Annotated in this window: 23 protein-coding genes and 1 pseudogene; 9 read left to right on the top strand and 15 right to left on the bottom strand. The window is 46.0% G+C overall.

What is annotated here, in order from left to right:
• Positions 1 to 9 precede the first annotated feature (9 nt).
• Together nirD and cobA are read left to right on the top strand one after the other, a co-directional pair.
• Complete coding sequence (nirD, locus tag QF06_RS00600) at positions 10 to 330, top strand: nitrite reductase small subunit NirD (protein WP_003246252.1); 321 nt, start codon at positions 10 to 12, stop codon at positions 328 to 330.
• A 60-nt stretch (positions 331 to 390) separates the two neighbouring features.
• A complete protein-coding gene (cobA, locus tag QF06_RS00595; RefSeq protein WP_072175233.1) occupies positions 391 to 1,842 on the top strand; it encodes a uroporphyrinogen-III C-methyltransferase in 1,452 nt (483 codons plus the stop codon).
• Positions 1,843 to 1,873: 31 nt separating this feature from the next.
• Here the strand turns inward: cobA and ffoR are convergent, their stop codons facing one another.
• Positions 1,874 to 2,884: a ferredoxin--NADP(+) reductase gene (ffoR, locus tag QF06_RS00590; protein WP_015715217.1), complete on the bottom strand. Its 1,011-nt coding sequence runs from the start codon at positions 2,882 to 2,884 to the stop codon at positions 1,874 to 1,876.
• Positions 2,885 to 3,044: 160 nt separating this feature from the next.
• Between ffoR and QF06_RS00585 the strand changes: the two genes are divergently transcribed.
• From QF06_RS00585 to QF06_RS00575, 3 genes are all read left to right on the top strand, one after another.
• Positions 3,045 to 3,899 (top strand): alpha/beta fold hydrolase, encoded by an 855-nt coding sequence (locus QF06_RS00585; RefSeq protein ID WP_015715216.1) that lies wholly within the window; start codon positions 3,045 to 3,047, stop codon positions 3,897 to 3,899.
• Positions 3,900 to 3,998: 99 nt separating this feature from the next.
• Positions 3,999 to 4,883, top strand: a complete 885-nt coding sequence (locus tag QF06_RS00580; RefSeq protein WP_010886400.1) for a permease — start codon at positions 3,999 to 4,001, stop codon at positions 4,881 to 4,883.
• A 4-nt stretch (positions 4,884 to 4,887) separates the two neighbouring features.
• Positions 4,888 to 5,745 carry a TIGR03943 family putative permease subunit gene (locus tag QF06_RS00575; protein WP_029317201.1) on the top strand — a complete coding sequence of 286 codons (858 nt, stop codon included), beginning with the start codon at positions 4,888 to 4,890 and terminating at the stop codon, positions 5,743 to 5,745.
• Between the two features lie 36 nt (positions 5,746 to 5,781).
• On the opposite strand, the gene putR is transcribed toward QF06_RS00575, so the two are convergent.
• From putR to QF06_RS00540, 7 genes and pseudogenes are all read right to left on the bottom strand, one after another.
• Positions 5,782 to 7,017, bottom strand: coding sequence for a proline utilization transcriptional regulator PutR (gene putR / locus QF06_RS00570; protein ID WP_003234651.1), 1,236 nt, complete (start codon positions 7,015 to 7,017; stop codon positions 5,782 to 5,784).
• A 152-nt stretch (positions 7,018 to 7,169) separates the two neighbouring features.
• Entirely contained in the window at positions 7,170 to 8,591 is a 1,422-nt protein-coding gene (gene putP / locus QF06_RS00565; protein WP_010886399.1) for a sodium/proline symporter PutP, read from the bottom strand.
• Between the two features lie 123 nt (positions 8,592 to 8,714).
• The gene (gene pruA, locus QF06_RS00560; protein WP_003234655.1) at positions 8,715 to 10,262 is read right to left on the bottom strand and encodes an L-glutamate gamma-semialdehyde dehydrogenase; all 1,548 of its coding nucleotides are present in this window, start codon (positions 10,260 to 10,262) and stop codon (positions 8,715 to 8,717) included.
• Positions 10,263 to 10,278: 16 nt separating this feature from the next.
• Positions 10,279 to 11,191 (bottom strand): annotated as a pseudogene (putB, locus tag QF06_RS00555) (proline dehydrogenase PutB).
• A gap of 189 nt (positions 11,192 to 11,380) precedes the next feature.
• Positions 11,381 to 12,163, bottom strand: a complete 783-nt coding sequence (locus QF06_RS00550; RefSeq protein ID WP_015252861.1) for a nucleotidyltransferase domain-containing protein — start codon at positions 12,161 to 12,163, stop codon at positions 11,381 to 11,383.
• 83 nt (positions 12,164 to 12,246) lie between these two features.
• Complete coding sequence (gene cah / locus QF06_RS00545) at positions 12,247 to 13,203, bottom strand: cephalosporin C deacetylase (protein ID WP_015715213.1); 957 nt, start codon at positions 13,201 to 13,203, stop codon at positions 12,247 to 12,249.
• 71 nt (positions 13,204 to 13,274) lie between these two features.
• The gene (locus QF06_RS00540) at positions 13,275 to 14,249 is read right to left on the bottom strand and encodes a LysR family transcriptional regulator (protein WP_041850671.1); all 975 of its coding nucleotides are present in this window, start codon (positions 14,247 to 14,249) and stop codon (positions 13,275 to 13,277) included.
• A gap of 117 nt (positions 14,250 to 14,366) precedes the next feature.
• Between QF06_RS00540 and QF06_RS00535 the strand changes: the two genes are divergently transcribed.
• Positions 14,367 to 15,128, top strand: coding sequence for a class I SAM-dependent methyltransferase (locus tag QF06_RS00535; RefSeq protein ID WP_043940046.1), 762 nt, complete (start codon positions 14,367 to 14,369; stop codon positions 15,126 to 15,128).
• 27 nt (positions 15,129 to 15,155) lie between these two features.
• Here the strand turns inward: QF06_RS00535 and QF06_RS00530 are convergent, their stop codons facing one another.
• The gene (locus QF06_RS00530) at positions 15,156 to 15,716 is read right to left on the bottom strand and encodes a shikimate kinase (RefSeq protein ID WP_003246473.1); all 561 of its coding nucleotides are present in this window, start codon (positions 15,714 to 15,716) and stop codon (positions 15,156 to 15,158) included.
• 277 nt (positions 15,717 to 15,993) lie between these two features.
• On the opposite strand from QF06_RS00530, the gene tmrB reads away from it, so the two are divergent.
• Positions 15,994 to 16,587 carry a tunicamycin resistance ATP-binding TmrB gene (gene tmrB / locus QF06_RS00525; RefSeq protein ID WP_043940264.1) on the top strand — a complete coding sequence of 198 codons (594 nt, stop codon included), beginning with the start codon at positions 15,994 to 15,996 and terminating at the stop codon, positions 16,585 to 16,587.
• Positions 16,588 to 16,636: 49 nt separating this feature from the next.
• On the opposite strand, the gene nadE is transcribed toward tmrB, so the two are convergent.
• Positions 16,637 to 17,455 (bottom strand): ammonia-dependent NAD(+) synthetase, encoded by an 819-nt coding sequence (gene nadE, locus QF06_RS00520; protein WP_019712417.1) that lies wholly within the window; start codon positions 17,453 to 17,455, stop codon positions 16,637 to 16,639.
• Between the two features lie 129 nt (positions 17,456 to 17,584).
• Positions 17,585 to 18,181 carry a DUF1989 domain-containing protein gene (locus QF06_RS00515; protein WP_003246345.1) on the bottom strand — a complete coding sequence of 199 codons (597 nt, stop codon included), beginning with the start codon at positions 18,179 to 18,181 and terminating at the stop codon, positions 17,585 to 17,587.
• A gap of 129 nt (positions 18,182 to 18,310) precedes the next feature.
• On the opposite strand from QF06_RS00515, the gene QF06_RS00510 reads away from it, so the two are divergent.
• A complete protein-coding gene (locus QF06_RS00510; RefSeq protein WP_003246486.1) occupies positions 18,311 to 19,651 on the top strand; it encodes an amino acid permease in 1,341 nt (446 codons plus the stop codon).
• A 1-nt stretch (position 19,652) separates the two neighbouring features.
• On the opposite strand, the gene QF06_RS00505 is transcribed toward QF06_RS00510, so the two are convergent.
• The 3 genes from QF06_RS00505 to QF06_RS00495 form a co-directional block, all read right to left on the bottom strand.
• Positions 19,653 to 20,414, bottom strand: coding sequence for a YqcI/YcgG family protein (locus QF06_RS00505; RefSeq protein ID WP_003246374.1), 762 nt, complete (start codon positions 20,412 to 20,414; stop codon positions 19,653 to 19,655).
• A gap of 69 nt (positions 20,415 to 20,483) precedes the next feature.
• Positions 20,484 to 21,113 carry a LysE family translocator gene (locus QF06_RS00500; RefSeq protein WP_003246469.1) on the bottom strand — a complete coding sequence of 210 codons (630 nt, stop codon included), beginning with the start codon at positions 21,111 to 21,113 and terminating at the stop codon, positions 20,484 to 20,486.
• Between the two features lie 73 nt (positions 21,114 to 21,186).
• Positions 21,187 to 21,651 (bottom strand): MarR family transcriptional regulator, encoded by a 465-nt coding sequence (locus tag QF06_RS00495; protein WP_003246360.1) that lies wholly within the window; start codon positions 21,649 to 21,651, stop codon positions 21,187 to 21,189.
• Between the two features lie 112 nt (positions 21,652 to 21,763).
• On the opposite strand from QF06_RS00495, the gene bmr3 reads away from it, so the two are divergent.
• Positions 21,764 to 23,302, top strand: a complete 1,539-nt coding sequence (gene bmr3, locus QF06_RS00490; protein ID WP_003246377.1) for a multidrug efflux MFS transporter Bmr3 — start codon at positions 21,764 to 21,766, stop codon at positions 23,300 to 23,302.
• Between the two features lie 44 nt (positions 23,303 to 23,346).
• Here the strand turns inward: bmr3 and QF06_RS00485 are convergent, their stop codons facing one another.
• The gene (locus QF06_RS00485) at positions 23,347 to 24,972 is read right to left on the bottom strand and encodes an L-lactate permease (RefSeq protein ID WP_003246465.1); all 1,626 of its coding nucleotides are present in this window, start codon (positions 24,970 to 24,972) and stop codon (positions 23,347 to 23,349) included.
• Positions 24,973 to 24,998 lie beyond the last annotated feature (26 nt).

The following is a 24,998-nucleotide window of genomic DNA, read 5'->3' as shown; positions in this document are numbered from 1 at the left end:
GGAATGGGCATGGTAAACAAAGACGTAACAAAAGTATGTATCGGAAAAATTGAAGAATTGCCTGAACAATTAGGCAAAACAGTGTATATTGAAGATAAGGAGCTCGCGGTTTTCAAGCTTTCAGACGGAAGCATCCGCGCCATCGAAAACCGCTGTCCGCATAAAGGCGGCGTCCTGGCAGAAGGCATCGTCAGCGGTCAATATGTTTTCTGCCCGATGCACGACTGGAAAATTTCCTTAGAAGACGGAATCGTCCAAGAACCTGACCACGGATGCGTCAAAACATATGAAACGCTGATCGAAGGAGAACATGTTTATCTCGTATATTGATCAAAAGACCGGATCACTTTTCTAGTGGTCCTTCATTTTTTACAGTGACGGAAGGATGACATGATCATGAAGAACGGAATCGTATATTTCGTGGGAGCCGGACCCGGCGACCCAGGCCTGCTCACCATCAAAGGAAAACAGGCGCTCGAGGAAGCAGATGTGATTTTATATGACCGGCTCGCCAACCCGAAGCTGCTCGAATTTGCATCACCGGACTGCCAGTTTATTTATTGCGGAAAACTGCCAAACCGCCATTTTATGAAACAAAAAGAAATTAACGCCCTGCTGGTTGAAAAAGCATTAAATGGGTTAACCGTCGTTCGCTTGAAGGGCGGAGATCCGAGCGTATTCGGCAGAGTCGGCGAGGAAGCAGATGCTCTTCATGAGCACGGCATTCGCTATGAAATGGTGCCGGGAATCACCTCTGGAATTGCAGCGCCGCTATATGCGGGCATCCCCGTCACGCATCGGGATTTCGCATCGTCTTTTGCCATGATTACAGCGCATGATAAATCATTAAAAGGCACGCCGAACCTTGACTGGGAAGGGCTGGCCCGAAGCGTTCAAACCCTTGTTTTTTACATGGGTGTCAAGAACTTGTCTTATATTTGCCAGCAGCTTATTTCATACGGGAAATCGCCTTCTGTCCCTGTCATTGTCATCCAATGGGGAACGTGGGGCCGCCAGCGGAGTGTGAAAGGAACACTTGAGAACATTCAGCAAAAAGTGCAGGAACACCAGATTACAAACCCTGCGATTATCGTCATCGGAGACATCGTCAACTTTCAAACACACAGCTGGTTTGAAAGCAAACCGCTCATCGGACGGCATTTGATGGTTGTGACTCATGGCGAAGATGAAGACCCGCTTGCAGACAAGCTGCGCGATTCCGGCGCCGATCTCATCGAGTGGCCGAAATGGCGGACCGAAAACATGCCTGTCAATGAAGACATTCTTCGAAAGATTGGCACCTTTGAAGACGTTTTTTTCACATCGCGCCGGGCAGTTTGTGAATTTTTCAGAGCACTGGCTTCTCAGAAAATCGACATCCGCCAGCTGACAGCCAAACTGAGTACAGCATCTGAACAAGCAAAGACGGAGCTTGAAAAACGGGGGTTTCTTGTCACCGCCATTCAGCCTGATTCAGAGAAATGTCTTGTTGTCGGGAGCCGCCATGCAGTGGAATTCATGCAAAAGCATGAATCCTGTTCGTTTTATATCACTCATGAAAACGTCATAGATGACCGGTTCACCCACATGATTCAGCGTACCATCAGTGAATCCCCTCTGCACATGGTCATTTGCCCGAACAAGCTGTCCGTTCAGCAATTGATCAATGGTGGCGAACAAATTGGCATTTCGCCGGAATTGTCAGCAAGCAGGCCTCCTATCGTCTGTATAGGCGATGACTCAGCTGCCGGGGCTTATGGATTCACAGCCGTACAAGAACAGGATGAATTGCTAGCTTTCATTCAGAATCAACAGACGCAAAAAAAGCTCCTTCACAGCTGATGGCTGGCAGCCCTTTCCCCCAAGGGCTGTTTTATTTATGTACCAATTTTTTGTGATGGGTTGAATACATCGCCATATTCTCGGCCTTAGGATCCAAATAAGCCTTAGCGCTGTTGACTGCTGTCGGGCCTTCGGTAAAACCGCCGGCAATTAATCTCAGCTTGCTTTCATAAAAAGCCGCGTCGCCCGCCACAAACACGCCCGGAAGATTCGTTCGCATATGTCTGTCAGCTTTCACCCTGCCTTCTTCAATCTCCAGTCCCCACTCCTTCATCGGCCCGAGATCAATTTTGAACCCATGATTAATGATCAGCTCATCAATTTCTATGTCTTCCCTCTGGCCAGTCTCCGTATGGCAAATCGTCACTTTTTGGATGCGCTCCTCATTGCCGCTCAGCTGCTCCAGACGATAAGGCGTAAGCACCCGCACCGATGATTGCTTCATTTTCGTCACGCTGCTTTCCATTCCGCCGAATTCCTCACGCCGATGAACGACAGTCACAGACGCCGCAATCGGTTCAAGCTCATTAGCCCAATCGACCGCAGTATCTCCGCCGCCTGATATCACCACGCGCTTATCTTTAAACGCATCGAGCTTCTCCACTCCGTAATGAAGATTTTTGCCCGCATATCGGGCCGCATCCTCGCTGTCAAACTCATTGACCTCAAGTGTACCCATGCCGCAAGCCAAAATCACAGTTCTTGTATAGTGCTTTTCGCCTTCAGAACCCGTCAGAACAATGGTGCCGTCATCCAGGCGTTCAAACCCGGTCACACGCTGATTCAATACGATATCAGGATCAAACGTTGCCGCCTGCTCCTTCAGCTGCTCGATCAGCTGCTTTCCCGCAATCCCCGGTATGCCGCCGATATCGCGAATGATTTTCTCAGGAAAGAATAAAGACACCTTCCCTCCGAGCTTCGGCAAAAATTCGATTACCTTTGTTTTCAGCTCCCGCATCCCGCAGTAAAAAGCAGTAAACAGCCCAATCGGCCCCCCGCCTATAATCGTAACGTCATATACCTCTTGATTCTCAGCCATCCGTCCTGCCTCCCGTTCACATCTATATCAAAGTTTTAATTGAGAATGAATATCAATACAAAGTATATCATATTTCACGAGCCTGTGTTTATTCATTTCTTCACCTTGTGATCAATTGCTGAAAACCCTATAATAGGCAAAAAACAAATGGGAGTAACAGATGAAAAGACGAGTCGAAACGATCACCTTCGAAGGACATACACTAGAATATTCAGTGGCTGGAAAGGGTGCCCCCATCCTTGTCATGCATGGCGGGCATTCAAATTGTTACGAGGAATTCGGATACACAGCGTTGATTGAGCAAGGGTATTCCATCATTACGCCTTCAAGGCCCGGCTATGGACGAACGTCAAAAGAAATTGGAAAAAGTCTTGCCAACGCCTGCCGTTTCTATGTGAAATTATTAGATCATTTACAAATCGACAGTGTCCATGTGATCGCCATCTCAGCAGGAGGGCCGAGCGGCATATGCTTTGCCTCACATTATCCGGAAAGAGTAAATACATTGACCCTGCAATCCGCGGTCACCAAAGAGTGGCTCACCCCAAAAGACACTGAATATAAATTGGGGAGAATTCTCTTCCGCCCGCCGGTGGAAAAGTGGATATGGAAGCTGATTTCTTCCTTGAATAACGCTTTCCCGCGTTTGATGTTTCGAGCTATGAGCCCCCAATTCAGCACGCTTCCGTTTCAGCGAATCAAGTCCTTGATGAATGAAAAAGACATAGAAGCATTTCGGAAAATGAACAGCCGGCAGCGCTCGGGTGAAGGATTTCTGATTGACTTGTCACAAACCGCCGCTGTCTCTTTAAAAGACCTGCAAGCCATCATATGTCCCGTGCTGATTATGCAAAGTGTTTATGATGGATTGGTTGACTTGTCACATGCACATCATGCAAAAGAGCACATTCGTGGCGCTGTTCTCTGTTTGCTTCACTCATGGGGACACCTGATTTGGCTCGGAAAAGAAGCTGCAGAAACAGACAGTATCCTACTCGGTTTTTTGGAATCCTAACCAAAGTGAAACGATCCTTTCCCCTCCTCCGTCAAACAAGCAGTGCCTTTTTTTCTGGTATCATAAGAAAGGCAGCTTAACATGAGCGGAGGTTTTATTGTGACAGCACAATCATCTTTTCTTCAGCTGAATTCTATTTTTATCAGCATTTTAATAGAAGCCATTCCGTTTATTCTGATTGGCGTCATACTTTCCGGAATCATTCAAATGTTTGTTTCTGAAGAAATGATTGCAAGAATCATGCCGAAAAACCGTTTTCTCGCCGTTTTATTCGGTGCGCTGGCCGGCGTTTTATTTCCCGCCTGCGAATGCGGCATCATCCCGATTACGAGGCGGCTTCTGTTAAAGGGAGTTCCTCTGCATGCGGGGGTTGCTTTCATGCTGACCGCGCCTATCATTAATCCTATCGTTTTATTTTCTACTTATATTGCGTTCGGGAATAGATGGAGCGTTGTCTTTTACAGAGGCGGACTGGCTCTCGCCGTTTCGCTGATCATCGGGGTCATCTTATCCTATCAATTTAAGGATAACCAGCTTTTAAAGCCTGATGAACCCGGGCACCACCATCATCATCACGGCACCTTGCTCCAAAAACTGGGCGGGACCTTGCGGCATGCCATTGATGAATTTTTCTCCGTGGGGAAATATTTAATCATCGGCGCCTTTATCGCAGCCGCTATGCAGACGTATGTCAAAACATCCACTCTGCTTGCGATCGGGCAGAATGATGTATCCTCTTCCCTCGTGATGATGGGTCTGGCGTTTGTCCTGTCGCTTTGTTCAGAAGTTGATGCGTTCATCGCGTCTTCCTTCAGCAGCACATTTTCATTAGGATCGTTAATCGCCTTTCTCGTCTTTGGCGCAATGGTGGATATTAAGAATCTATTGATGATGCTTGCGGCCTTCAAAAAACGATTTGTTTTCCTGCTGATTACATACATTGTCGTGATTGTTTTAGCGGGATCACTACTGGTAAAGGGGTGATTGGATGTTTCGTTTATTGGTGCTGATGGGATTTACGTTTTTCTTTTATCATCTGCATGCCTCAGGAAATCTAACAAAATATATCAATATGAAATATTCCTATCTGTCCTTTATTGCGATCTTCCTGCTGGCTATTCTGACCGCCGTCCAAGCGTATATATTTATCAAGTCGCCTGAAAAAAGCGGGCATCACCATGACCATGATTGCGGGTGCGGCCATGATCACAAGCATGACCATGAACAAAACAAGCCATTTTATCAGCGTTATTTGATTTATGTTGTTTTTCTTTTTCCTTTGGTGTCAGGCATCTTCTTCCCGATTGCAACGCTTGACTCATCCATTGTCAAAACAAAAGGGTTCTCGTTTAAGGCGATGGAGAGCGGAGATCACTACTCCCAAACACAGTATTTGCGGCCTGATGCCAGCCTTTATTACGCGCAAGACAGCTATGACAAACAAATGAAACAGCTGTTTAATAAGTATTCCAGCAAAAAAGAGATTTCTCTGACCGATGACGATTTCCTAAAAGGAATGGAAACCATCTATAACTATCCGGGTGAATTTCTCGGACGGACGATAGATTTCCATGGATTTGCTTACAAAGGAAACGCAATTAACAAAAATCAGCTGTTCGTATTAAGGTTTGGCATCATTCACTGTATCGCTGATTCCGGCGTGTACGGGATGCTTGTGGAATTTCCGAAGGACATGGACATCAAGGATGATGAATGGATTCACATTAAGGGCACTCTGGCCTCAGAATATTACCAGCCATTCAAGTCAACTCTCCCTGTCGTCAAAGTAACTGACTGGAATACCATTAAAAAACCTGATGATCCGTATGTTTACAGAGGATTTTAAGTGAAGACGAAACCAGTACAAGTACTGGTTTCTTTTTTATTTCTTTTTCATCAGCATCAAATCGAGATAGAGCTGGCACCGCGTTCTGAAATCGCTTAAATCGATCGACGTCATCTCAGTAATCTGTTTGATGCGGTAATTCAATGTATTTTGGTGAATAAACAGCTGTTCTGCCGCTGGTTTTGTTTTGCAGTTGTTGAGGAGATAGATTTCCAAGGTTTTGAGCAGCTCAGTGCTGCTTTCTTCGTCTTTTGCTTTTAATAAAGCTAAATCTTTATTCTCGTATTCTAAAAATTCATTTTTCTGTTCGATGCTTTCTAAATAGCGGTAAATGCCGAGTTTGGCATATTCATATGGAATGTTTTCCTGATTGCCGGTGATTTCTGCGGCTTTGATGACTTCAAGTGCTTCTGTGTAGCTCTTGCCAAGTTTTAATAGGTGATTATATTCGTTTCCGATACCGATATAAATAGGGGTAGGTATTTTTTGAAAGTGAAAATGTGTTAACAGCTTGTTAATAAACTCAGAAGCTGCTGAGGAGACGGAGCTTTTTTGGGAAAAACTCGCTACGACGATGACAATATTTGATTCGATCGTTAAGACATGACTGACCTTATCCCGTAAATTCAGGTACGACCTGATATTTTCCTTTAAATCCTCTACCGCTTCCCCATCCCCATTTGCGGCGTGCAGGATAACCACTGAAAACATGGAAGGCAGCACGGTGTTGATCCTTTCAGCTTCCCGTCTGAGTTCCTTCTCAGAGGTAAATTGCTGATAGATCGCCCGTTTGATGAGATCCTCTGCTTTTTCTTCCTTTTCCTGTTTCAATTTATTCGTTTTATAAATAATTTTCCCGACATGGAAGGAGGTCTCGTACAAAAAGTCGAGCTCTTCATCCGTCAGATTTTGGTCCAGCTCCTGAATCCAGATGTAGCCCATGACTTCCCCTTTGTGCTTTGCACTCACGACCACCCTCTGGTTTAACCCAATGCTTTCAATTTTATTGACGCGAAAAGGCTCAGGCTCTGTTTTCAATTTTTCAATAATTCCGTCCTTCAGAAACCTCTCAAAAATCTGGACCGGACACTTTTTCGAAAAAATAGTCTGCTGGTTGGCAGAATCAAAATGGTTAATATAGTAAGAATTATAGGCTAACAAAAAGAAATCCGCGCTTTCCAGTATCACTGGCTTTTGCAGTTCATAGCTAATAAAATCAATCAGCTTATCAACATCTGAAAATGAAAAAACTCTCTCTAAAAGCTCTTCCATACCTTTTTCTCCTATACTTTTTTTACTTTAATCATATCCATACGGGGTCTTTTTGTATAGAAAAAAATACGTTTGTTTCCAAAAGAAAAAAATGGCCGCTTAAAAGGAGAAAAGAGGAAAAAGGGACAGCCCCTTCCTCCTCCTTTCGATCTTTATTGCGACATTGTATCTTGGTAGTCGTTGAACTGGTCTGTGACAGCTTGTGACGGAGCCTGCGTCAATATGCTGACAAAAAAGACAGATAATAGACTCGCAGCAAAACCAGGTATCATTTCATACAGAAAGTCCGAAAGACCGGCATTCGCCCAAATGATTACAGTCGCTGCTCCCACAATCATGCCGGCGAGTGCCCCCCATTTGGTCATTCGTTTCCAAAACAGACTGAGCAGTACAACTGGCCCGAATGATGCACCGAAGCCCGCCCACGCGTAGCTGACCAATCCAAGGATGGTGTTATTTTTCTCCCAAGCCAGAACCAACGCGACAATTGAAACAGCCAGAACAGCCAGTCGGCCTAAAAACACCAGTTCTTTATCTGAAGCTGAGCGTCTGAACATCGACTTATACAAATCTTCTACCAGAGAGCTTGATGTCACAAGCAGCTGGGAAGAAATTGTACTCATAATCGCGGCCAAAATCGCTGAAATCAGAAAACCCGTGATAATCGGATGGAACAAGATATTCCCTAATTGAATAAAAATCGTCTCTGGGTCCTTCAGTGTCATGCCGCGCTGATGGTAATAAGCGATTCCGCCCAAACCGGTCAGCACTGCGCCTACTGCAGACAAAATCATCCAGCCCATCCCAATTCTGCGCGCTCTTTTGATCTCTTTTACGGACGTTATCGCCATAAAACGCACAATAATATGCGGCTGGCCAAAGTATCCCAGCCCCCAGGCAAACAAAGAAATAATGCCAAGGACGCTCGTTCCTTTGAAAATATTAAACATATCAGGATCTACAGAGCGGATTTCAGCAACTGTATCACCTGCTCCTCCCGTGTGGAAAAACGTAACGATCGGCACAAGAATGAGTGCGGCAAACATAATGATCCCCTGAACAAAATCTGTCCAGCTGACTGCCAAAAAGCCGCCAAACAGGGTATATGCCACAACAACACCCGTCACAATCCACAGGCCGGTGTGATAATCCATCCCCAAGATGCTGTTGAATAAGACGCCGCCGGACACCATGCCGGACGATACATAAAACGTGAAAAAGACTAAAATGACAATTCCCGAAAACAGTCTGAGAAGCTTTGTTTGATCTCCGAAGCGATTTTCCAGGAATCCGGGAATTGTAATAGAATTCCCCGCTTTTTCAGTATAGGTTCTCAGCCGTGGTGCGACGTAAAGCCAGTTCGCCCACGCTCCAAGGCAAAGTCCGATGACGATCCAAGCGCCGCTCAGACCAGTAGAAAACATGGCGCCCGGAAGCCCCATTAGCAGCCAGCCGCTCATATCGGCAGCGCCGGCACTGAGAGCGGTTACTGCCGGACCCAAAGAGCGTCCTCCCAGCATATAATCCGTCAGATTCGACGTACGCTTGTAAGCAAAGTAGCCGATTAGCAGCATTCCCGCCATATAAATACAAATCGAAATAATCAGCTGTGTGTTTTCTATGGCACTTCCTCCTCTTTTTTATAGTATATGGATGAAATGGACACCCCCGCAGGGAGGATGCCCATTTAGTCCCGCTTAGAACATTTCACTGATTGTTTTTGCTTGCATATGCAGAGCCAAGTAATCCGGCCCGCCTGCTTTTGAATCCGTTCCCGACATTTTGAAGCCGCCAAACGGATGGTAGCCGACGATAGCACCTGTACAGTTGCGGTTGAAGTATAGGTTTCCGACATGGAATTCCTGTTTCGCACGCTCGATGTGCTTGCGGTTGTTTGTGATAACCGCGCCTGTCAAACCATATTCAGTATTGTTTGCCACTTCTAAAGCTTCATCAAAGTCTGACACTTTACAAAATGCAACGACAGGTCCGAAAATTTCTTCCTGCATGAGTCTTGCTTTCGGATCAAGGTCAGCGAAGATCGTCGGTTTGATGAAGTATCCTTTCGAATCATCACCAGTACCGCCGCTTACTAAACGCCCTTCCTGTTTTCCGATCTCAATATAGCTCATAATTTTATCATAAGAACCTTGGTCAATGACAGGTCCCATATAAACATCTGCACTGTCAGGTTTAGCTGTTACTTTTGATTCCGTAATTTCAATGACACGCTCTAATACTTGATCATACACTTTTTCATGAACTACTGCACGTGAACCTGCAGAGCATTTTTGTCCCGCAAAGCCGAATGCTGAAGTAAAGATCGATTGAGCCGCTAATTCAATGTCCGCATCCTCATCAACAACAACCGTATCTTTACCGCCCATTTCAGCGATGACACGCTTTAAATGCTGCTGGCCCGGCTGAACCTTCGCCGCGCGTTCGAAAATTCTCGTACCAACTTCTCTTGATCCCGTAAATGTGATAAGGCTTGTTTTCGGATGGTCAACAAGATAGTCGCCTACTTCCGCTCCGCTTCCCGGAACAAAGTTGACTACGCCTTTTGGCAATCCGGACTCTTCAAGCACCTCAACAAATTTTGCTGCAATAACAGGTGTAGCACTCGCAGGTTTCAGAACCACTGTGTTTCCAGTAACGATCGGCGCCACTGTTGTGCCTGCCATGATCGCAAACAAGAAGTTCCAAGGCGGGATAACGACTGTCACTCCAGTCGGCGTGTATACATATTGGTTTTTCTCGCCTTCACGGCTGTTGACCGGTTTGCCTTTTGCCAGTTCGATCATTTGGCGTGCATAATACTCCATGAAGTCAATCGCTTCAGCCGTATCGGCATCCGCCTCGTTCCAAGGCTTTCCTGCTTCTTTCACAAGCAAAGCTGAGAATTCATGTTTTCTTCTGCGGACTTTGGCAGCAGCGCGGAACAGGACAGCCGCTCTCTCTTCAGGAGACGTGTATCTCCACTCTTCAAATGCTTTTGCAGCCGCTTGAATCGCTTGCTCAGCGTGCTCTTGAGACGCTTTTGACACTCGGCCGACGACTTCTTCTTTATCAGCCGGGTTGATTGAAACGATTTTCGCTTCCGTTTCCACTCTCTCGCCGTTAATGACAAGCGGATAGTCTTTTCCTAAATATTCGCTTACTGTCGCAAGCGCTTTTTTAAACGCTTCCACGTTGTTTTGATCTTGGAAATTTGTGAATGGCTCGTGTTTGTAAGGTGTTGTCATGATAATCTCTCCTTTTTTACTTCTTTGTCATTCCTTTGAAAGCAAATGCAATGTTTGACGGACGTTCTGCAAGGCGTCTCATAAAGTAGCCGTACCAATCCTCGCCGTATGGCAGGTAGACTCTCATGTTATAACCTTCTTTTACGAGGCTGAGCTGGGTTTGCGACCGCATGCCGTACAGCATCTGAAATTCAAACTTGTCATTGGCAATGCCATGTTCCTTGGCAAGCTGCTTTGTAAAGTCGATCATTTTGTCGTCATGTGTGGCAATCGCTGTATAGTGACCGTTTAAGAGCTGCTTTCGGATGATTTTTTTGTAATTTTCATCGACATCGCTTTTCTCCGGGAAAGCTACTTTTTCTGATTCTTTATAAGCTCCTTTTACAAGGCGAAGGAACGGGTTTAAAGAATCCAAATCGTCAATGTCTTTTTCCGTCCGGTACAGATAGGCTTGCAGCACTGTGCTCACATGCTCGTATTTCTTTCTGAAATCTTTGAAAATATCAAGCGTTTTCTGGCATCTGACTTCGTCCTCCATGTCAATGGTGACCATGATTTTATGTTTCTCGGCCGTCTGAAGGATTTTTGTCATATTTTCATACACCAAATCCATATCTATATCCAAACCTAAAGACGTCATTTTTAAAGAAACGTGTGAGTTCAGCTCCTGATCTGCGATGGTCGCAATGGTTTGAATGCACTCTTCCGTACGCTCCCGTGCGACCTCGGCGCTGTTCACAAACTCGCCTAAATGATCGACAGTAACTGACAAACCTTGGCTGTTAAGCTGTCGAATGGTCGGGATTGAACTGTTAAAGTCCTTCCCCGCCGATAATTTTACCCGCTGCTACCCGGCTTCCCCAGTTCCTCGCCATTTTATTGAGAAAGCCGCTTTTGGATAAAAATAAGAAAAAATCTCTTGTGATCACTTCCAACCTCAACACCCCGCAATCTAAGAAGTATTTGTATGAGTTTATTGTAAATGGACAAAACCGACGTTCACAATATTCTCAAAATACAAAGATTCTGATTATTTTTGTGGGTTTGCCACAATCAGATAGTTAGAAAGTCGGGGGGGATTCTGTCGAATAAAGGAGAAAAGGAAGCGACAAAAAACATCAGCTTCCTCCATCCTTCCACACTTCTTCAACCGTATTCAAAAGCAAACGGTTCAACTCAGGTGTCATATCTTTTTTCTCTGCCTTCAGTTCTTTTGCCGCTTCCATGATTCTTTCGATTTCCGTTTCAATGAATTGGTGAATAACATTGATTCTTGCTTCGAGGTCAAGCTCTTCTCCTCTTCTTTTCCGTTCAAGCAAGGTTTCCATTTCAGCCTTCAGCTCGGGTTCAGCAACAAGTTCATTCATCAAAACAGTAAAGTCCATTGGCGGTATGGTTCCGTGCTTTTCAATCCATTGGCAGGCCAAAATAGGCCGAAGAACGTAGAAGTACTTTTTAATTTTGACCTCTTGTCCTTGTAGATAATCCTTGACGTTCCTTCTCGCCATATTGATATAGTGATACACGCTTGCTTCAGGCTTAAATGCCTCCGTGCGCAGTTTTCTTAACTGCTCTGCGGTCGTAAATGCTTCGTAATACACAATGTCTGAGGACAGCCATTCGAGGAGCGGAGGGTTTGACTTTTTGAAAAGCCGAAGCGTTTTTCTCAGCTCCCAGCCGCTGATATCCAGCAAATCGTGAATCGGTTCCTCAATGACATCACGCTCCTGCTCAATTGAAAAATACCACTCCTTTTTCGGCACATAAATAAAGCGGACGTCGTAATCACTATCCTGCGACGGAAATCCCCATGCGCGGCTTCCTGACTCGACGGCATACACGATTTTGACTCCATATGACTGCTCGATCCGTTTTAATTCATCAATGATTCTTTGTTTCATATCTATTCGTCTCCAGTCTGTTCTCATTCCGGCAGTTTGCAGAAAAAAACCGCCTGATGATATGCGGCGGCTTTTCACATTTATCAGCCTTTAAGATGCTGCTTAAAGAAAGCAAGTTTTTCCGTTTGAAAAGCAGGGATATACTCATGTCCGAAGTAGCGGTACACCTTCAGCTCTTTCTCTGTTTCCAAATGATTGTAGGCGGCAAACACGGTGGACGGCGGCGTGACCTTGTCAATCAGGCCGATTGACATCAGGACAGGCACCTTCACTCGGTCAGCGAGATTCATAATATCGAAATATGAAAGTGTCTTCATCGCCTGCACTTCTGTTTCCGGGCTGCCATTTCTTCTGAAGAAGGAATTGATTTCAAGGTACGGCTGTTCAAGCGCCACATCAATGGCCCGTTCGAAGTTGCTTAAATAAGGATAATCGGCAACCGCGGCTTTTGGAATGTCTGACAGCGCTGCTGCGGCAATGGTTAAACCTCCGCCTTGGCTTCCTCCTGTCACACCGATCCTTGTTTCATCAACCTCGTCAAAGCTGCTGATAACCTCAAGCGCGCGGACGGCGTCCAAATAAACACCGCGGTAATAGTATGTATCTTTATCAAGAATTCCTTTCGTCATCCAGCCCAAAGCGTGACCATGCGGTGAAATACTCGTATCCTCGCTGCTCTGCTGGCCGCGGACAAGCATGCCGAATGCGGCGTAGCCATGGAGTGCCCAGTTTACCATTTCATGAATCTCACCATCATAGCTTGCATTGTAGCCATGATATTTCACGATCGCCGGATGCGGGCCTTCCTTGTCAGGCACCGCGTACCATCCGGTAATGCGGGCGTTTCCGAAGCTTTTATATGTGAGACGGTACACTTTTACTCCGTCAGCAGGATAGTCAACCGGCTGTAAATCAGGTTCTGCTTGGACTTTTGCAAGTTCCTCCAAAGACAATTTCCAAAACTCAGAAAAATCTTTCGGTGCTGTTTTTTCAGGCTTATATGTTTGCAATTGGTCGAGCGGCAGATCGAATAGTTGCATTTCCGATTATTCCCCTTTGTTTTATAAGATTTAGTTTGTATTCCTATACTACCACGTTTCGGCTTTGTTTTCTAAATATTTTCATCTTTGTTTCCCAGACAGCCTTCATCAAACGTTTGTTTAAGACTTTCCCGGCTTAGTTCCATAAAGGCCTGGGCGGTCAGACTGACATAGCGGTTCTTTAAAAAGACAAAGACGAGGGTTCGTGATGGCGCGGATTGAATTGATAAATAGATCACACCCGGATCTTTATCCCTTCTGACCATATTCGGCGCCATTGTCACACCTAATCCGTTAGCCACAAGAGATTGGGCGGTTTCAATATGGCTCGTCTTAAAGGCGGCATTCGGCTTAAAGCCGCTTTCCGCACAGAGATCGAGAACTGTCCTGCGAAAACCGAAGCCTTCTTTTAACAGAATAAAGGGCACGTTCCTTACCATGTCAAGCGGCACACAAGGCTGGCGGCCCTCATCTTCTTCCAGCGCTTTCTCAATCAGCGCGACCATTTCCGGCGGCATCCACCTTTGTTTTTCCTTCGGCACCGCGAGAACAACTGGTTCCGTGAGCAAGGGTGTAATGGAGAGCCGTTCATCCTCGATCGGCAAGGATAAAACAGAAAGGTCAACTTCTCCCTTTGCCGTCATCTCCTCTAATGAAACCGGATCTTTTTCAACAAGCTGAACCTCCACATGAGGATAGCGCGCCAAAAACTGCTTCAGCAGCGGAGGAAAGAGATATCTCCCTGTTACAGCAGGAATCCCGATGGATAATTTATGACCGATTCCCTGTGATCGCTCCTGCATTTCCCGAAGCAAATCATCTCTGGAACGAATGATGTCCTCGGCTTTTTCAATGAAACGCCTGCCGTGGGGTGTCAGTGTAACAGAGCCATGGGATCTGTGAAAAAGGGTAAGCCCCAGCTCAGCCTCAAGCTTTTTGATTTGCTGGCTGAGAGACGGCTGTGCGATATGAAGATGTTCCGCCGCCTTTGTAAAGCTTTGGCGCCGGGCAATTTCCGCTGCATATTCCATCACTTTAATATCCATTTCAGCCTCCATAGGTTGAACCTATCGTTTTCATCATTTTTATATCTTGGACGAATCATAACAGAAATTGCTAACATAATCCATATCATCATTTACGAAAAGAAGGAGCTGGTTCAAATGACAAATGAAACACCGTTTTCTAAAAACGCCGAGATGTATCGGGATGAAAAGGTATTTGCCGAGGGGGAAGATTTGGGGTTGATGATCAAAACAGCGGAATGCCGAGCAGAGCATCGGGTGCTGGATATCGGAGCGGGCGCCGGCCATACGGCGCTGGCATTTTCTCCTTATGTACAGGAGTGCATCGGTGTTGATGGAACGAAAGAGATGGTTGAGGTTGCGTCCTCCTTCGCGCAAGAAAAAGGAGTTGAAAACGTACGCTTTCAGCAAGGAACGGCAGAGTCACTCCCCTTCCCCGACGATTCATTTGACATCATCCCCTGCCGATACGCAGCCCACCATTTTTCAGATGTCCGCAAAGCTGTCAGAGAGGTTGCACGCGTACTAAAACAGGACGGACATTTTCTCTTAGTTGATCATTACGCGCCTGAAGATCCCGTTCTTGATGAGTTTGTCAATCATTTGAACCGGCTTCGAGACCCTTCCCATGTTCGTGAAAGCTCATTATCAGAATGGCAGGCGATGTTCAGCGCCAATCAACTGGCCTATCAAGACATCCAAAAGTGGAACTTGCCGATTCAATACGATAGCTGGATCAAACGAGGCGGAACTCCCGCTGACCGAGAAAAACAAATCATTACCCACTTGAATCACGCATCAGACGAAGCACGCGACACGTTCTGTATTACATTGAACCAAAACGGACAGCCCATCTCCTTTTGTTTAAAAGCGATTTTGATACAAGGGATAAAACGATAAAAAAAGCCGTGCGCTGCGCACGGCTTTTTACATCGGCTGATAAAGATCCCAGCCAATTTTTAATGTCTCAACAATGTAATCGGCAACCTCTTCCGGGGAAAGGTTGTCTGTTGCCACTTTTGAATTGTGCTTGTCATAAATGACTTTTCTTTCGTTAAACAGCTGTTCCATTTCATCCATTGAACGGTTATGCAGCACCGGGCGGCTTTCGATCAATAAATCCGCGCGCTGCTTCCAGTTCTCCCATGACAGGTCCAGATGAAGCACGAGACAGTTTTCCAGACAGCAATTCCTGATTTCTTCTTGTTTAAAAGATCCCCCGCCCAGAGATACGATTTTGAATCGTTTATGATGGCAGATGTCTAAAATATATTCCTTCTCCGTTTTCCGGAAAAAGTCTTCTCCCTTTTTCTCAAATATCTCAGGAATTGACATATTGAAATCCTTTTCGATCTGTTGGTCAATATCAATAAAATCTCTATATAATTTTTTAGCGACCAATTGGCCGATTGTTGTTTTTCCTACACCCATGAATCCGATCAGGACGATATTTCTTTCTCTTACTGGGATGGCTCGTTTAGCGTTCATCTTCGGCGAAATCCTCCTAAGGAATGAAATTTTATATTCATTATATGCTTATTTAGCGAATATTTATATAGATACCGGCTTTACCGGTCAAGCTTATAGTGCGCTTTGTTGTTTAGCCATTTTTGCCTGAATGACATTCATTGTACAACATTTCTGCAGGTATTTTAATACTTCGACGCAAAAAAGCGTTAAAACCTTCCGCCTTTATTGTTTTTCCAAATGACTCTTCGATGGAAGGGTCTTTTTCTGTATGATGAATAGGAAGGGAGAAATGGCGATGATCATTTGGATAAACGGGTCATTCGGTTCCGGAAAAACACAAACAGCCTTCGAACTGCACAGAAGGCTGAACCCATCTTACGTGTATGATCCCGAGAAAATGGGTTTTGCGCTGCGCTCCATGGTGCCGCAGGAGATCGCAAAGGACGATTTTCAAAGCTATCCTTTATGGCGGGCGTTCAATTACAGTTTGCTAGCTTCTCTGACAGATACATATCGCGGCATCATTATTGTGCCTATGACGATTGTATATCCTGAATACTTCAATGAGATCATCGGCAGGCTCAGACATGAAGGAAGGATCGTTCACCACTTTACATTAATGGCTTCAAAGGAAACCTTGTTAAAAAGGCTGCGCACCAGAGCAGAAGGAAAAAACTCATGGGCCGCCAAACAAATCGACCGCTGTGTTGAAGGATTATCATCACCCATTTTTGAGGACCACATTCAAACAGACAACCTGTCGATTCAGGATGTGGCAGAGAACATTGCCGCGAGAGCCGAACTCCCATTAGATCCTGATACGAGAGGCAGCCTCCGAAGGTTCACCGACAGATTAATGGTAAAGCTGAATCATATCCGCATCAAATAAAGCTTCTGTACACGACAAAAGCCCGCTCCGAGAGCGGGCTTTCTTCAACTTATTTCCACCAGTCATCAAACATAGACGCCGGAACCTGGCGTTTATGTTCAGTCATGCTGTAGCGTTTTTCCAGCGCTTCTGATACTTTCGCTGATACTTCTTTTCCTTCGAGGTAATCGTCAATCTCGTCGTAGGAAATGCCAAGCTCTGTTTCATCCGACTGCTGCGGTTTTTCGTCGAGCAGATCGGCAGTCGGTTCTTTTAAGTATAAGCGTTCCGGTGCACCCAGCTCTTTCAGCAGGGTTCTTCCCTGGCGCTTCGTCAAGCCTGTCAGCGGCAGGAGGTCTGCTCCGCCGTCACCGTACTTCGTAAAGAAACCAGTCACTGCTTCAGCAGCATGGTCTGTTCCTAACACAAGAAGACCTTCCTGGCCGCCGATCGCGTATTGCGCGATCATTCTTGTTCTTGCTTTTACGTTTCCTTTATTAAAGTCCGTCAGCTGATCGCCTGTTTCCTGCTGATACTGTTCAGAAAAAGCGCTGACTGTCGATTTAATATCAAACTTCCATGATTTATCCGGCTTAATAAACTTCAAAGCAAGCTGGGCATCGTCTTCATCCTGCTGTGTGCCATGCGGAAGACGGACCGCGATAAATTGAGCGTCTCCGCCCTCCTCGCGAATGCTCTCCACCGCAAGCTGAGCGAGCCTTCCCGCAAGTGTTGAATCCTGGCCGCCGCTGATTCCCAATACAAAGCCTTTAGCACCGGTTTTCTTTACATATTGTTTTAAAAAATTGACTCGGTCCTCAATTTCTTGCTTTGGATCAATTGAGGGCTTCACATGTAACTCACGCATAATCTTTTCTTGCATGCTCATCCCAATCATTCCTCCTGTACATTTTCCCTTGTTACTGATCATTTCCCCAAATCAATGAAAATGAATCATGACTGTTATGTATCCCTATTAAATATAGCACAGGTCTTCATTCACAGTGAACAAGAGAGATCAGCTGACTTCAACCCGTATGGATGTCACACTGTCGCCATTGCATTTCCCTTTTTCAATCGGGCAGGAAGAAAACGCGACAATTAAATCCATCTCCGCCCTGAGCCTTACATAATCTCCGGCATTCGAAAGCGGCGTTTCCACAGACAGATTCCCTTTCTCATCAAGGACAGTATTCATAAAAATCGCAAATGGGTAATGCATGTGGGGCTTCGGTACGCCAAACTGCTCAAGCGCACGGTTCATATTGTCATAGCACGTATCCTGAAACTCATCCTTTTGCTTCCCATATAAGAGCCTGTTCATATCAGGACGGCAGGCGGGCAACAGCAGATCATGCTTGCCGACCGTATCTTCAATCAGGGTTAGCATCGGCTTATACAGGTTGGAGTAGAGATGGTCGTTGACCTTCACATGAATGGAGTGATTGGCGTCTATCGTCGCTCCCTGATCAAGGTGTTCATAAAAATCCTTGGCATGGTATGCGACAAAATCAGCCACCTGCTGCCCTTCTACATCAACCACCTTTAAAATCTGCCCCTTTTTCAGCTTCAGCCCCAGCCCTTTTTTCGGCTCCACAATATATTGCTGTGTCATTGGTTTGCTCCTTTTTTCATTAGTATGAGCGTCCGCTTCCTTCTCCATGTAAAAAGAGGCAAAAATCCGATGTATATAAGCTTCGGACAGATCACAATCTAACCTTAGATAAAAGGGGTTGAATAAATAATGAGCCAAACAAAAAAAGACCAGCCAAAAGGGAATCTGGCTTGGTGGCAGCTGTCACTGATCGGAGTCGGCTGCACGATTGGAACAGGCTTCTTTCTCGGTTCCAGCATCGCAATTGTAAAAAGCGGTTTTTCCGTTCTCCTTTCATTTCTGATCGCAGGGATCGGTACGTATTTTGTCTTTGAACAGCTCGCCAAGCTATCGGCGAAGCAGCCGGAAAAGGGCTCGTTTTGTGCGTATGCCCGAAAAGCATTCGGCAAATGGGCAGGCTTCAGCAACGGCTGGGTGTACTGGACATCAGAAATGCTGATTACCGGAAGCCAGCTGACAGCCATTTCGCTCTTTACGAAGCATTGGTTTCCTCAAGTGCCGCTATGGGTGTTTGCCTCAATCTACGCAGTACTTGGGCTCCTTATTATTTTCACCGGCCTGTCCGTCTTTGAAAAAACAGAAAACGTGCTGGCAGTCATTAAAACAGCTGCTATTTTTATGTTTATTGTCATTGCCATCCTGGCTTTATGCGGTATCCTGTCCGGCGGAAATCATGGCATACATGTTCCAAATAAGACGAGTGAGTTTTTCCCATACGGCGCCATGGGGCTGTGGACAGGTTTAATCTACGCGTTTTACGCTTTTGGCGGAATTGAGGTCATGGGGCTGATGGCGGTTCACTTAAAAAAACCTGAGGAAGCGTCTAAATCAGGGAAACTGATGCTGGCGACGCTGGCGATTATTTATATCATTTCAATCGGGCTTGCTCTGCTTTTGGTTCCGTTACACACGTTTACTGAACAGGACAGTCCGTTCATTACGTCATTAAAAGGATATAACCTTGAGATCATCCTTGATATATTTAACGGGATTTTCATCATCGCAGGGTTCTCGACCCTTGTCGCTTCGCTATTTGCGGTTACGACATTGCTTTGTACAATGGCTGATGACGGCGACGCGCCGAAATGCTTTACTCTAAAGGAAGGCAAAAAAATATGCTGGCCGGCACTTGGGCTGACGTTTGCGGGGCTTGTCCTCTCCATTATTTTGTCGTTAGTGCTGCCTAAAAACATTTATGAGCATATGACAACAGCTGCGGGGCTTATGCTTTTATACACTTGGCTGTTTATCCTGTTCTCCAGCAAAAAGCTGACTGATCCCGAGGGCATGGGAAAAACGCAAATTTATTTAGCGATGGTTCTGATTGCTGCAGCTGTGTCCGGTACATTGTTTGAAAAATCAAGCCGGCCCGGTTTTTTCGTCAGCATAGGTTTTCTCGTGATTATCGCCATCGTTACCATGATCTATCAAAAAAAGCAGGGTCATAAAGATCGCCCTGCCAGTCCTTGATTTATTTCATTTTGTTGAACATGTTCTTTAAATAAGAAAACGGGCACTTCGATACCTGTTTTTCGTCATCACGGAGGAAATACTGCTTCCATTCACGATTATCTTTTCCTCCGTACCAGCCTAATTGCGGGTGAATCGGAGCCTGATCATAGGCCTCTAAACGAGATCGGATCAGCCTGCTCATGTTACGGCCAAATGCAGTTGATCCATTTAGGTCATCAAACACCCACCTTGGCTGAAACGTGACCATAAAAAAAGGAAAGCTCCGGCTTCTTCTTGCCTCGTGCCCCGGTGTAGCGCACAGAATGAAATACGGCTCGCCGTCAAAACAAAACTCCCATTTATAATGCTCAGGATCGGCCGGAATGTCTTCCGGCCATTCTTTTTCGTCTTGATGACTCAGTCTATTTAAAAAGCGCCAAAACAGCTCTTCATACGCTTCAATCGAATAATGCTCCGCCAAATCTTCCGGTGTATCAAACAACACAACGAGGGATGCGTATTTTCCCGTGTCCCGCGATATCTTGCCGTACTCCGCAAGCAACGGAGCCAGTTCCTCCGCTGTGCGGTTTTCCCGCGGATCTCCGGCAAAAGCAATCCGAAGCTGATCAGTCAGAAACGCCTGGCGTCCGGGAATGCACGGAAATGTATCCGCGTCGTCCCCCAGAGTTTCTGCCAGCAGCTCAAAAGCGATTCTTTGCCATTCAGGAAGCTCTTCCTGAATACGTTCCAGAAAACTTTTGGTGTAAATCCCATTCACCATCGATCCACCTCCAGTATCATCTGGATACTATATTAAAACTGGAAGCGGCAGGTGACTGTCCTTCATGAATCAGCCCAATAACTGTTTGATGCCCTGATAACCAAAGTAAAAGCCAAACACAAGGAGGGATACACCGGCGATTCCGGTCAATCCTCTCAATAGCTTTTCATGAAGCAGGTTTCTGAACGTACTGGCTGTGATAGCCATGCAGAAATCCCAGATTAAAATGCCGATCATGATGCCGGAGCTATAGATTAGAAGCTGATTCATATTGTAGGCCTCTGCTGTTTTCGCAAGAATGCTTCCGTAAATTCCAAGCCAAAAAAGGATGCTCAATGGGTTTGACAATGAAATGAGAAAACCCGATGCGAATGTTTTCCTGTATGACGGTTTCCCCCGCGAGCTTCGCACATCCATCGGTTCTCTGACGTTTTTCAGCGTTTCAATTCCGGTATAGGTCAGGACAAAAAAGCCGAACAGCCACAAAAACGTTTTCACAAATGGAGCGGTCAAGAACTGCGACAGCCCGAAATAGATAAAAAGCATGTACAGCCCATCCGCTGTCATGGCGCCTAAACCGAAAATCCATGCATGCCAAAAACCGTTTTTAATTCCTTTGTCTATTTGCGCCGCATTCACTGGCCCCACAGGCGCAGACAAGGACAGTCCCAGCACAATATAGCTCAAAAAAATGTTCACCGGCCCGTACTCCCTTCTCTTATGTAACTTGTACAATTTATTCGGGAACGGGCCAAGCTATGCACAAATTCACTTACTGTTTCAGACGTTCAAGCTCTTCCTCCATAATATCGGCAGCTTTGCCTACAAAACTGAAAATGAGTTCCAGCTCCTCTTCCGTATATTCGCGGCACAAATCCATCGTTGACTCAGACAGAGGACGGAACAAATCCTTTATATGTTTTTTCGAAGCAGTCAAAGGGACGATTACGACTCTCCTGCGATCGTTCGGGTCCTTTTCACGAGCCACATACCCCGCTTTTTCCAGCCGGTCAACAAGCGCCGTGACGGAACCCGTGCTGAGGCCGGTTTTTTTCCCCAGCTCTCCGGCCGTCATCGGCCCTGCTTCATTTAAAATGTCAGCTGATTTCAAATCGGTGGGAAACAGACCGAGAGCTTGAGCGGCTGCCTGATGAAACAGAACCGTTCTTGTGCCCAGTTTTCGAAAAAGCTGAACAGCAGTCTTTTCCAACTCACTTCTGGAATTTCTTGTTGACAACTGACAGTCCTCCCTATAAAATCGAGTTTATCTTGATAATCGAGATATTCAACAATCAAACTATTATCATGATATCAGAACTTACATAGAAAAGTAAGAGGAGGTAGAACAAATGGACACAACAACAGCAAAACAGGCTTCCACCAAATTTGTGGTCCTCGGTCTCCTGCTGGGCATCTTGATGTCTGCAATGGACAATACGATTGTTGCCACCGCGATGGGCAATATCGTAGCCGATCTTGGAAGCTTCGATAAATTTGCCTGGGTGACGGCATCCTATATGGTGGCGGTTATGGCTGGCATGCCGATTTACGGCAAGCTTTCCGATATGTACGGCCGAAAACGTTTTTTCCTGTTTGGACTTATTTTTTTCTTAATCGGTTCTGCTTTATGCGGGATTGCCCAGACGATGAATCAGCTGATCATCTTCCGGGCCATTCAAGGGATCGGAGGCGGCGCGCTCCTGCCGATTGCCTTTACCATTATCTTTGATTTGTTTCCGCCGGAAAAACGCGGAAAAATGTCCGGCATGTTCGGTGCTGTATTTGGATTATCCAGTGTTCTTGGTCCGCTCTTAGGCGCGATCATTACAGATTCGATCAGCTGGCACTGGGTGTTTTACATCAATGTGCCGATCGGCGCATTGTCATTGTTTTTCATTATTCGCTACTACAAAGAATCTCTGGAGCACAGAAAGCAGAAAATAGACTGGGGCGGCGCGATTACCTTAGTCGTATCCATTGTATGCCTGATGTTCGCCCTTGAGCTTGGCGGCAAAACATACGATTGGAACTCCATTCAGATCATCGGGCTGTTTATTGTATTCGCCGTTTTCTTCATTGCCTTTTTTATTGTGGAGAGAAAAGCAGAAGAGCCGATTATTTCTTTCTGGATGTTTAAGAACCGCTTGTTTGCCACAGCACAGATTCTCGCTTTCCTGTATGGCGGAACATTTATTATTTTAGCGGTATTTATTCCGATTTTCGTTCAGGCGGTCTACGGCAGCTCGGCGACAAGCGCGGGCTTCATTCTGACGCCGATGATGATTGGATCAGTCATCGGAAGCATGATCGGCGGGATCTTCCAAACGAAGGCAAGCTTCCGCAATTTGATGCTGATATCTGTTATAGCTTTCTTTATCGGCATGCTGCTTCTTTCCAATATGACGCCTGACACAGCACGGGTATGGCTGACAGTCTTTATGATGATTTCAGGCTTTGGTGTAGGCTTTAACTTCTCCCTGCTGCCGGCGGCATCGATGAATGATCTTGAACCTCGCTTTCGGGGAACGGCAAACTCTACAAATTCATTTTTGCGATCATTTGGCATGACCTTAGGTGTCACCATTTTCGGAACGGTGCAAACAAACGTATTCACAAACAAGCTGAATGACGCCTTCAGCGGTATGAAAGGCTCAGCGGGATCAGGCGCTGCGCAAAATATTGGCGACCCGCAGGAGATATTCCAAGCGGGAACACGTTCCCAGATTCCTGATGCGATCCTGAATCGCATTATTGACGCGATGTCATCAAGTATCACGTATGTCTTTTTGCTCGCTTTGATTCCAATTGTCCTCGCGGCGGTTACCATTTTATTTATGGGAAAAGCCAGAGTGAAAACAACAGCCGAAATGACAAAGAAAGCAAATTAACATAAAAAAAGCAGTACATGCTGGGCATGTACTGCTTTTTTCTATTACACTCCTAATCTTGCAAGAATAAACGTCCATATACAAATGATCAATAACAGAATCAGGCTGTACGCCACTGTCCTTTTAAACAGTTTAGATTCCTTGCCTGTTTGGCCGACCGCTGCGGCAGCGATGGCGATAGATTGAGGAGAAACAAGTTTCGCCATGACACCGCCCGCCGTATTTGCGGCTAACAGCAAATCTGAACCCGCACCGATCTGCGCTCCCGTGACAACCTGCAAATGGCCGAACAAAGCATTATTGCTGACAACAGAACCGGTGATGAACACGCCAATCCAGCCGAGAACAGGACTGACAAACGGGAACAGGTCTCCTGTTTTCGCCAATGCTAACCCAATTGAAGAGCTGAGCCCTGCGAAGTTGGCCAGATTGGCAAACCCCATCACGAAGCAGATCGTCATAATCGGCACCCACAGCTCTTTTCCCGTCTCCTTCAAGGAAGCAAAGGCATCCCGAGAGGAGAACTTTTTGCTGAACAGCCCTGTCACGATGACCGCCGCTAAAATCGCTGTACCAGTCGCTGACAGCAGATCAACTTTAAAGACTGCATCTAACGGCATGGCAGATGGCGCAATCGGCGGCATTTTCATAATTTGCTGATGCAGAAAAGGCATTTTGAACAGGAGCGTTGATTGATATAACAGCCCGCCTTCTTGGAAAAGCGCTTTGAAGGCAGGAAGGCTCCAGATGGTGATCGCCGCAGTTAAAATGTAGAAAGGAGACCACGCTTTCGCAATGTCAGCGGCACGGTATGCCTTTTTCTCACCAGCATCGCCGGCCCCTTCCTCGCGGTAAATCTCTTTCGGCTGCCATTTGCGGAGGAAGAGGGCAAGCCCGCCCATGCTGAATAAGGCCGCCAAAATGTTTGCTAATTCCGGCCCGAGCACCGCCATTGTCAGTGTCTGAACCGCTGTATACCCACCGCTCACAACCAGAAGAGCGGGCCATGTCTGTTTGATTCCTTTCATTCGGTCTAATAAGAATACAAGCAGGAATGGTATTAAAAATGAGATCATCGGCAGTGTCCACATTAATGTCCGAGACAGCTCAAGAGCAGACAAATCACCAATCTGCGCCCCTGTGATGACAGGAATCCCAATCGCCCCAAAGGCTCCGGAGGCAGCGTTTGCAATCAAGCAGAGCGCCGCCGCTTTTAACGGTTTAAAACCAAGTTCGACGAGCAGCGCCGCACTAATCGCAATCGGAACACCAAAACCGGCCGCGCCTTCTAAAAACGCGTTAAAACAAAAACCAATTAATAATAGCTGTAATCGTTGGTCAGGCGAAATGCCGGCAATGCTGGACCGAATAATGGTAAATTTCCCGGTTTTCACGGCGATTTTATACAGCCACACCGCCATCAGGACGATGTAGCCAATGGGCCACAGCCCGCTCCCGATTCCTAACAAAACAGAAGAAATCGCTTTTTCAACCGGCATATGAAATGCCCAAACGGAGACGAAGAAACTGACGGCTAGGGTAAGAAATGCCGCAAGAATGCCTTTCATTTTCAAAACAGTTAAAGCCAAAAGAAAAAAGAGAATCGGAGTGAGCGCCACAAGTGCGCTCACATACTCGTTTCCAAACGGATCATACAACTGCTCCCACATTGACAATCAGCCCTTTACTCTAAAGT

Origin of the sequence: Bacillus sp. YP1 (assembly GCF_000877815.1) — a bacterium.
In the GTDB taxonomy this organism is placed as follows: Bacteria; Bacillota; Bacilli; order Bacillales; family Bacillaceae; genus Bacillus; species Bacillus subtilis.
This window is presented reverse-complemented; position numbering and strand designations above follow the sequence as displayed.

What these genes read in the sequence shown, in the direction of transcription:
- nirD (WP_003246252.1), top strand. Translation starts at nt 10, where the DNA reads ATGGTAAACAAAGACGTAACAAAAGTATGTATCGGAAAAATTGAAGAA.
- cobA (WP_072175233.1), top strand. Translation starts at nt 391, where the DNA reads ATGATCATGAAGAACGGAATCGTATATTTCGTGGGAGCCGGACCCGGC.
- ffoR (WP_015715217.1), bottom strand. Translation starts at nt 2,884, where the DNA reads ATGGCTGAGAATCAAGAGGTATATGACGTTACGATTATAGGCGGGGGG.
- QF06_RS00585 (WP_015715216.1), top strand. Translation starts at nt 3,045, where the DNA reads ATGAAAAGACGAGTCGAAACGATCACCTTCGAAGGACATACACTAGAA.
- QF06_RS00575 (WP_029317201.1), top strand. Translation starts at nt 4,888, where the DNA reads ATGTTTCGTTTATTGGTGCTGATGGGATTTACGTTTTTCTTTTATCAT.
- putR (WP_003234651.1), bottom strand. Translation starts at nt 7,017, where the DNA reads ATGGAAGAGCTTTTAGAGAGAGTTTTTTCATTTTCAGATGTTGATAAG.
- putP (WP_010886399.1), bottom strand. Translation starts at nt 8,591, where the DNA reads ATGCTGCTAATCGGCTACTTTGCTTACAAGCGTACGTCGAATCTGACG.
- pruA (WP_003234655.1), bottom strand. Translation starts at nt 10,262, where the DNA reads ATGACAACACCTTACAAACACGAGCCATTCACAAATTTCCAAGATCAA.
- QF06_RS00550 (WP_015252861.1), bottom strand. Translation starts at nt 12,163, where the DNA reads ATGAAACAAAGAATCATTGATGAATTAAAACGGATCGAGCAGTCATAT.
- cah (WP_015715213.1), bottom strand. Translation starts at nt 13,203, where the DNA reads ATGCAACTATTCGATCTGCCGCTCGACCAATTGCAAACATATAAGCCT.
- QF06_RS00540 (WP_041850671.1), bottom strand. Translation starts at nt 14,249, where the DNA reads ATGGATATTAAAGTGATGGAATATGCAGCGGAAATTGCCCGGCGCCAA.
- QF06_RS00535 (WP_043940046.1), top strand. Translation starts at nt 14,367, where the DNA reads ATGACAAATGAAACACCGTTTTCTAAAAACGCCGAGATGTATCGGGAT.
- QF06_RS00530 (WP_003246473.1), bottom strand. Translation starts at nt 15,716, where the DNA reads ATGAACGCTAAACGAGCCATCCCAGTAAGAGAAAGAAATATCGTCCTG.
- tmrB (WP_043940264.1), top strand. Translation starts at nt 15,994, where the DNA reads ATGATCATTTGGATAAACGGGTCATTCGGTTCCGGAAAAACACAAACA.
- nadE (WP_019712417.1), bottom strand. Translation starts at nt 17,455, where the DNA reads ATGAGCATGCAAGAAAAGATTATGCGTGAGTTACATGTGAAGCCCTCA.
- QF06_RS00515 (WP_003246345.1), bottom strand. Translation starts at nt 18,181, where the DNA reads ATGACACAGCAATATATTGTGGAGCCGAAAAAAGGGCTGGGGCTGAAG.
- QF06_RS00510 (WP_003246486.1), top strand. Translation starts at nt 18,311, where the DNA reads ATGAGCCAAACAAAAAAAGACCAGCCAAAAGGGAATCTGGCTTGGTGG.
- QF06_RS00505 (WP_003246374.1), bottom strand. Translation starts at nt 20,414, where the DNA reads ATGGTGAATGGGATTTACACCAAAAGTTTTCTGGAACGTATTCAGGAA.
- bmr3 (WP_003246377.1), top strand. Translation starts at nt 21,764, where the DNA reads ATGGACACAACAACAGCAAAACAGGCTTCCACCAAATTTGTGGTCCTC.
- QF06_RS00485 (WP_003246465.1), bottom strand. Translation starts at nt 24,972, where the DNA reads ATGTGGGAGCAGTTGTATGATCCGTTTGGAAACGAGTATGTGAGCGCA.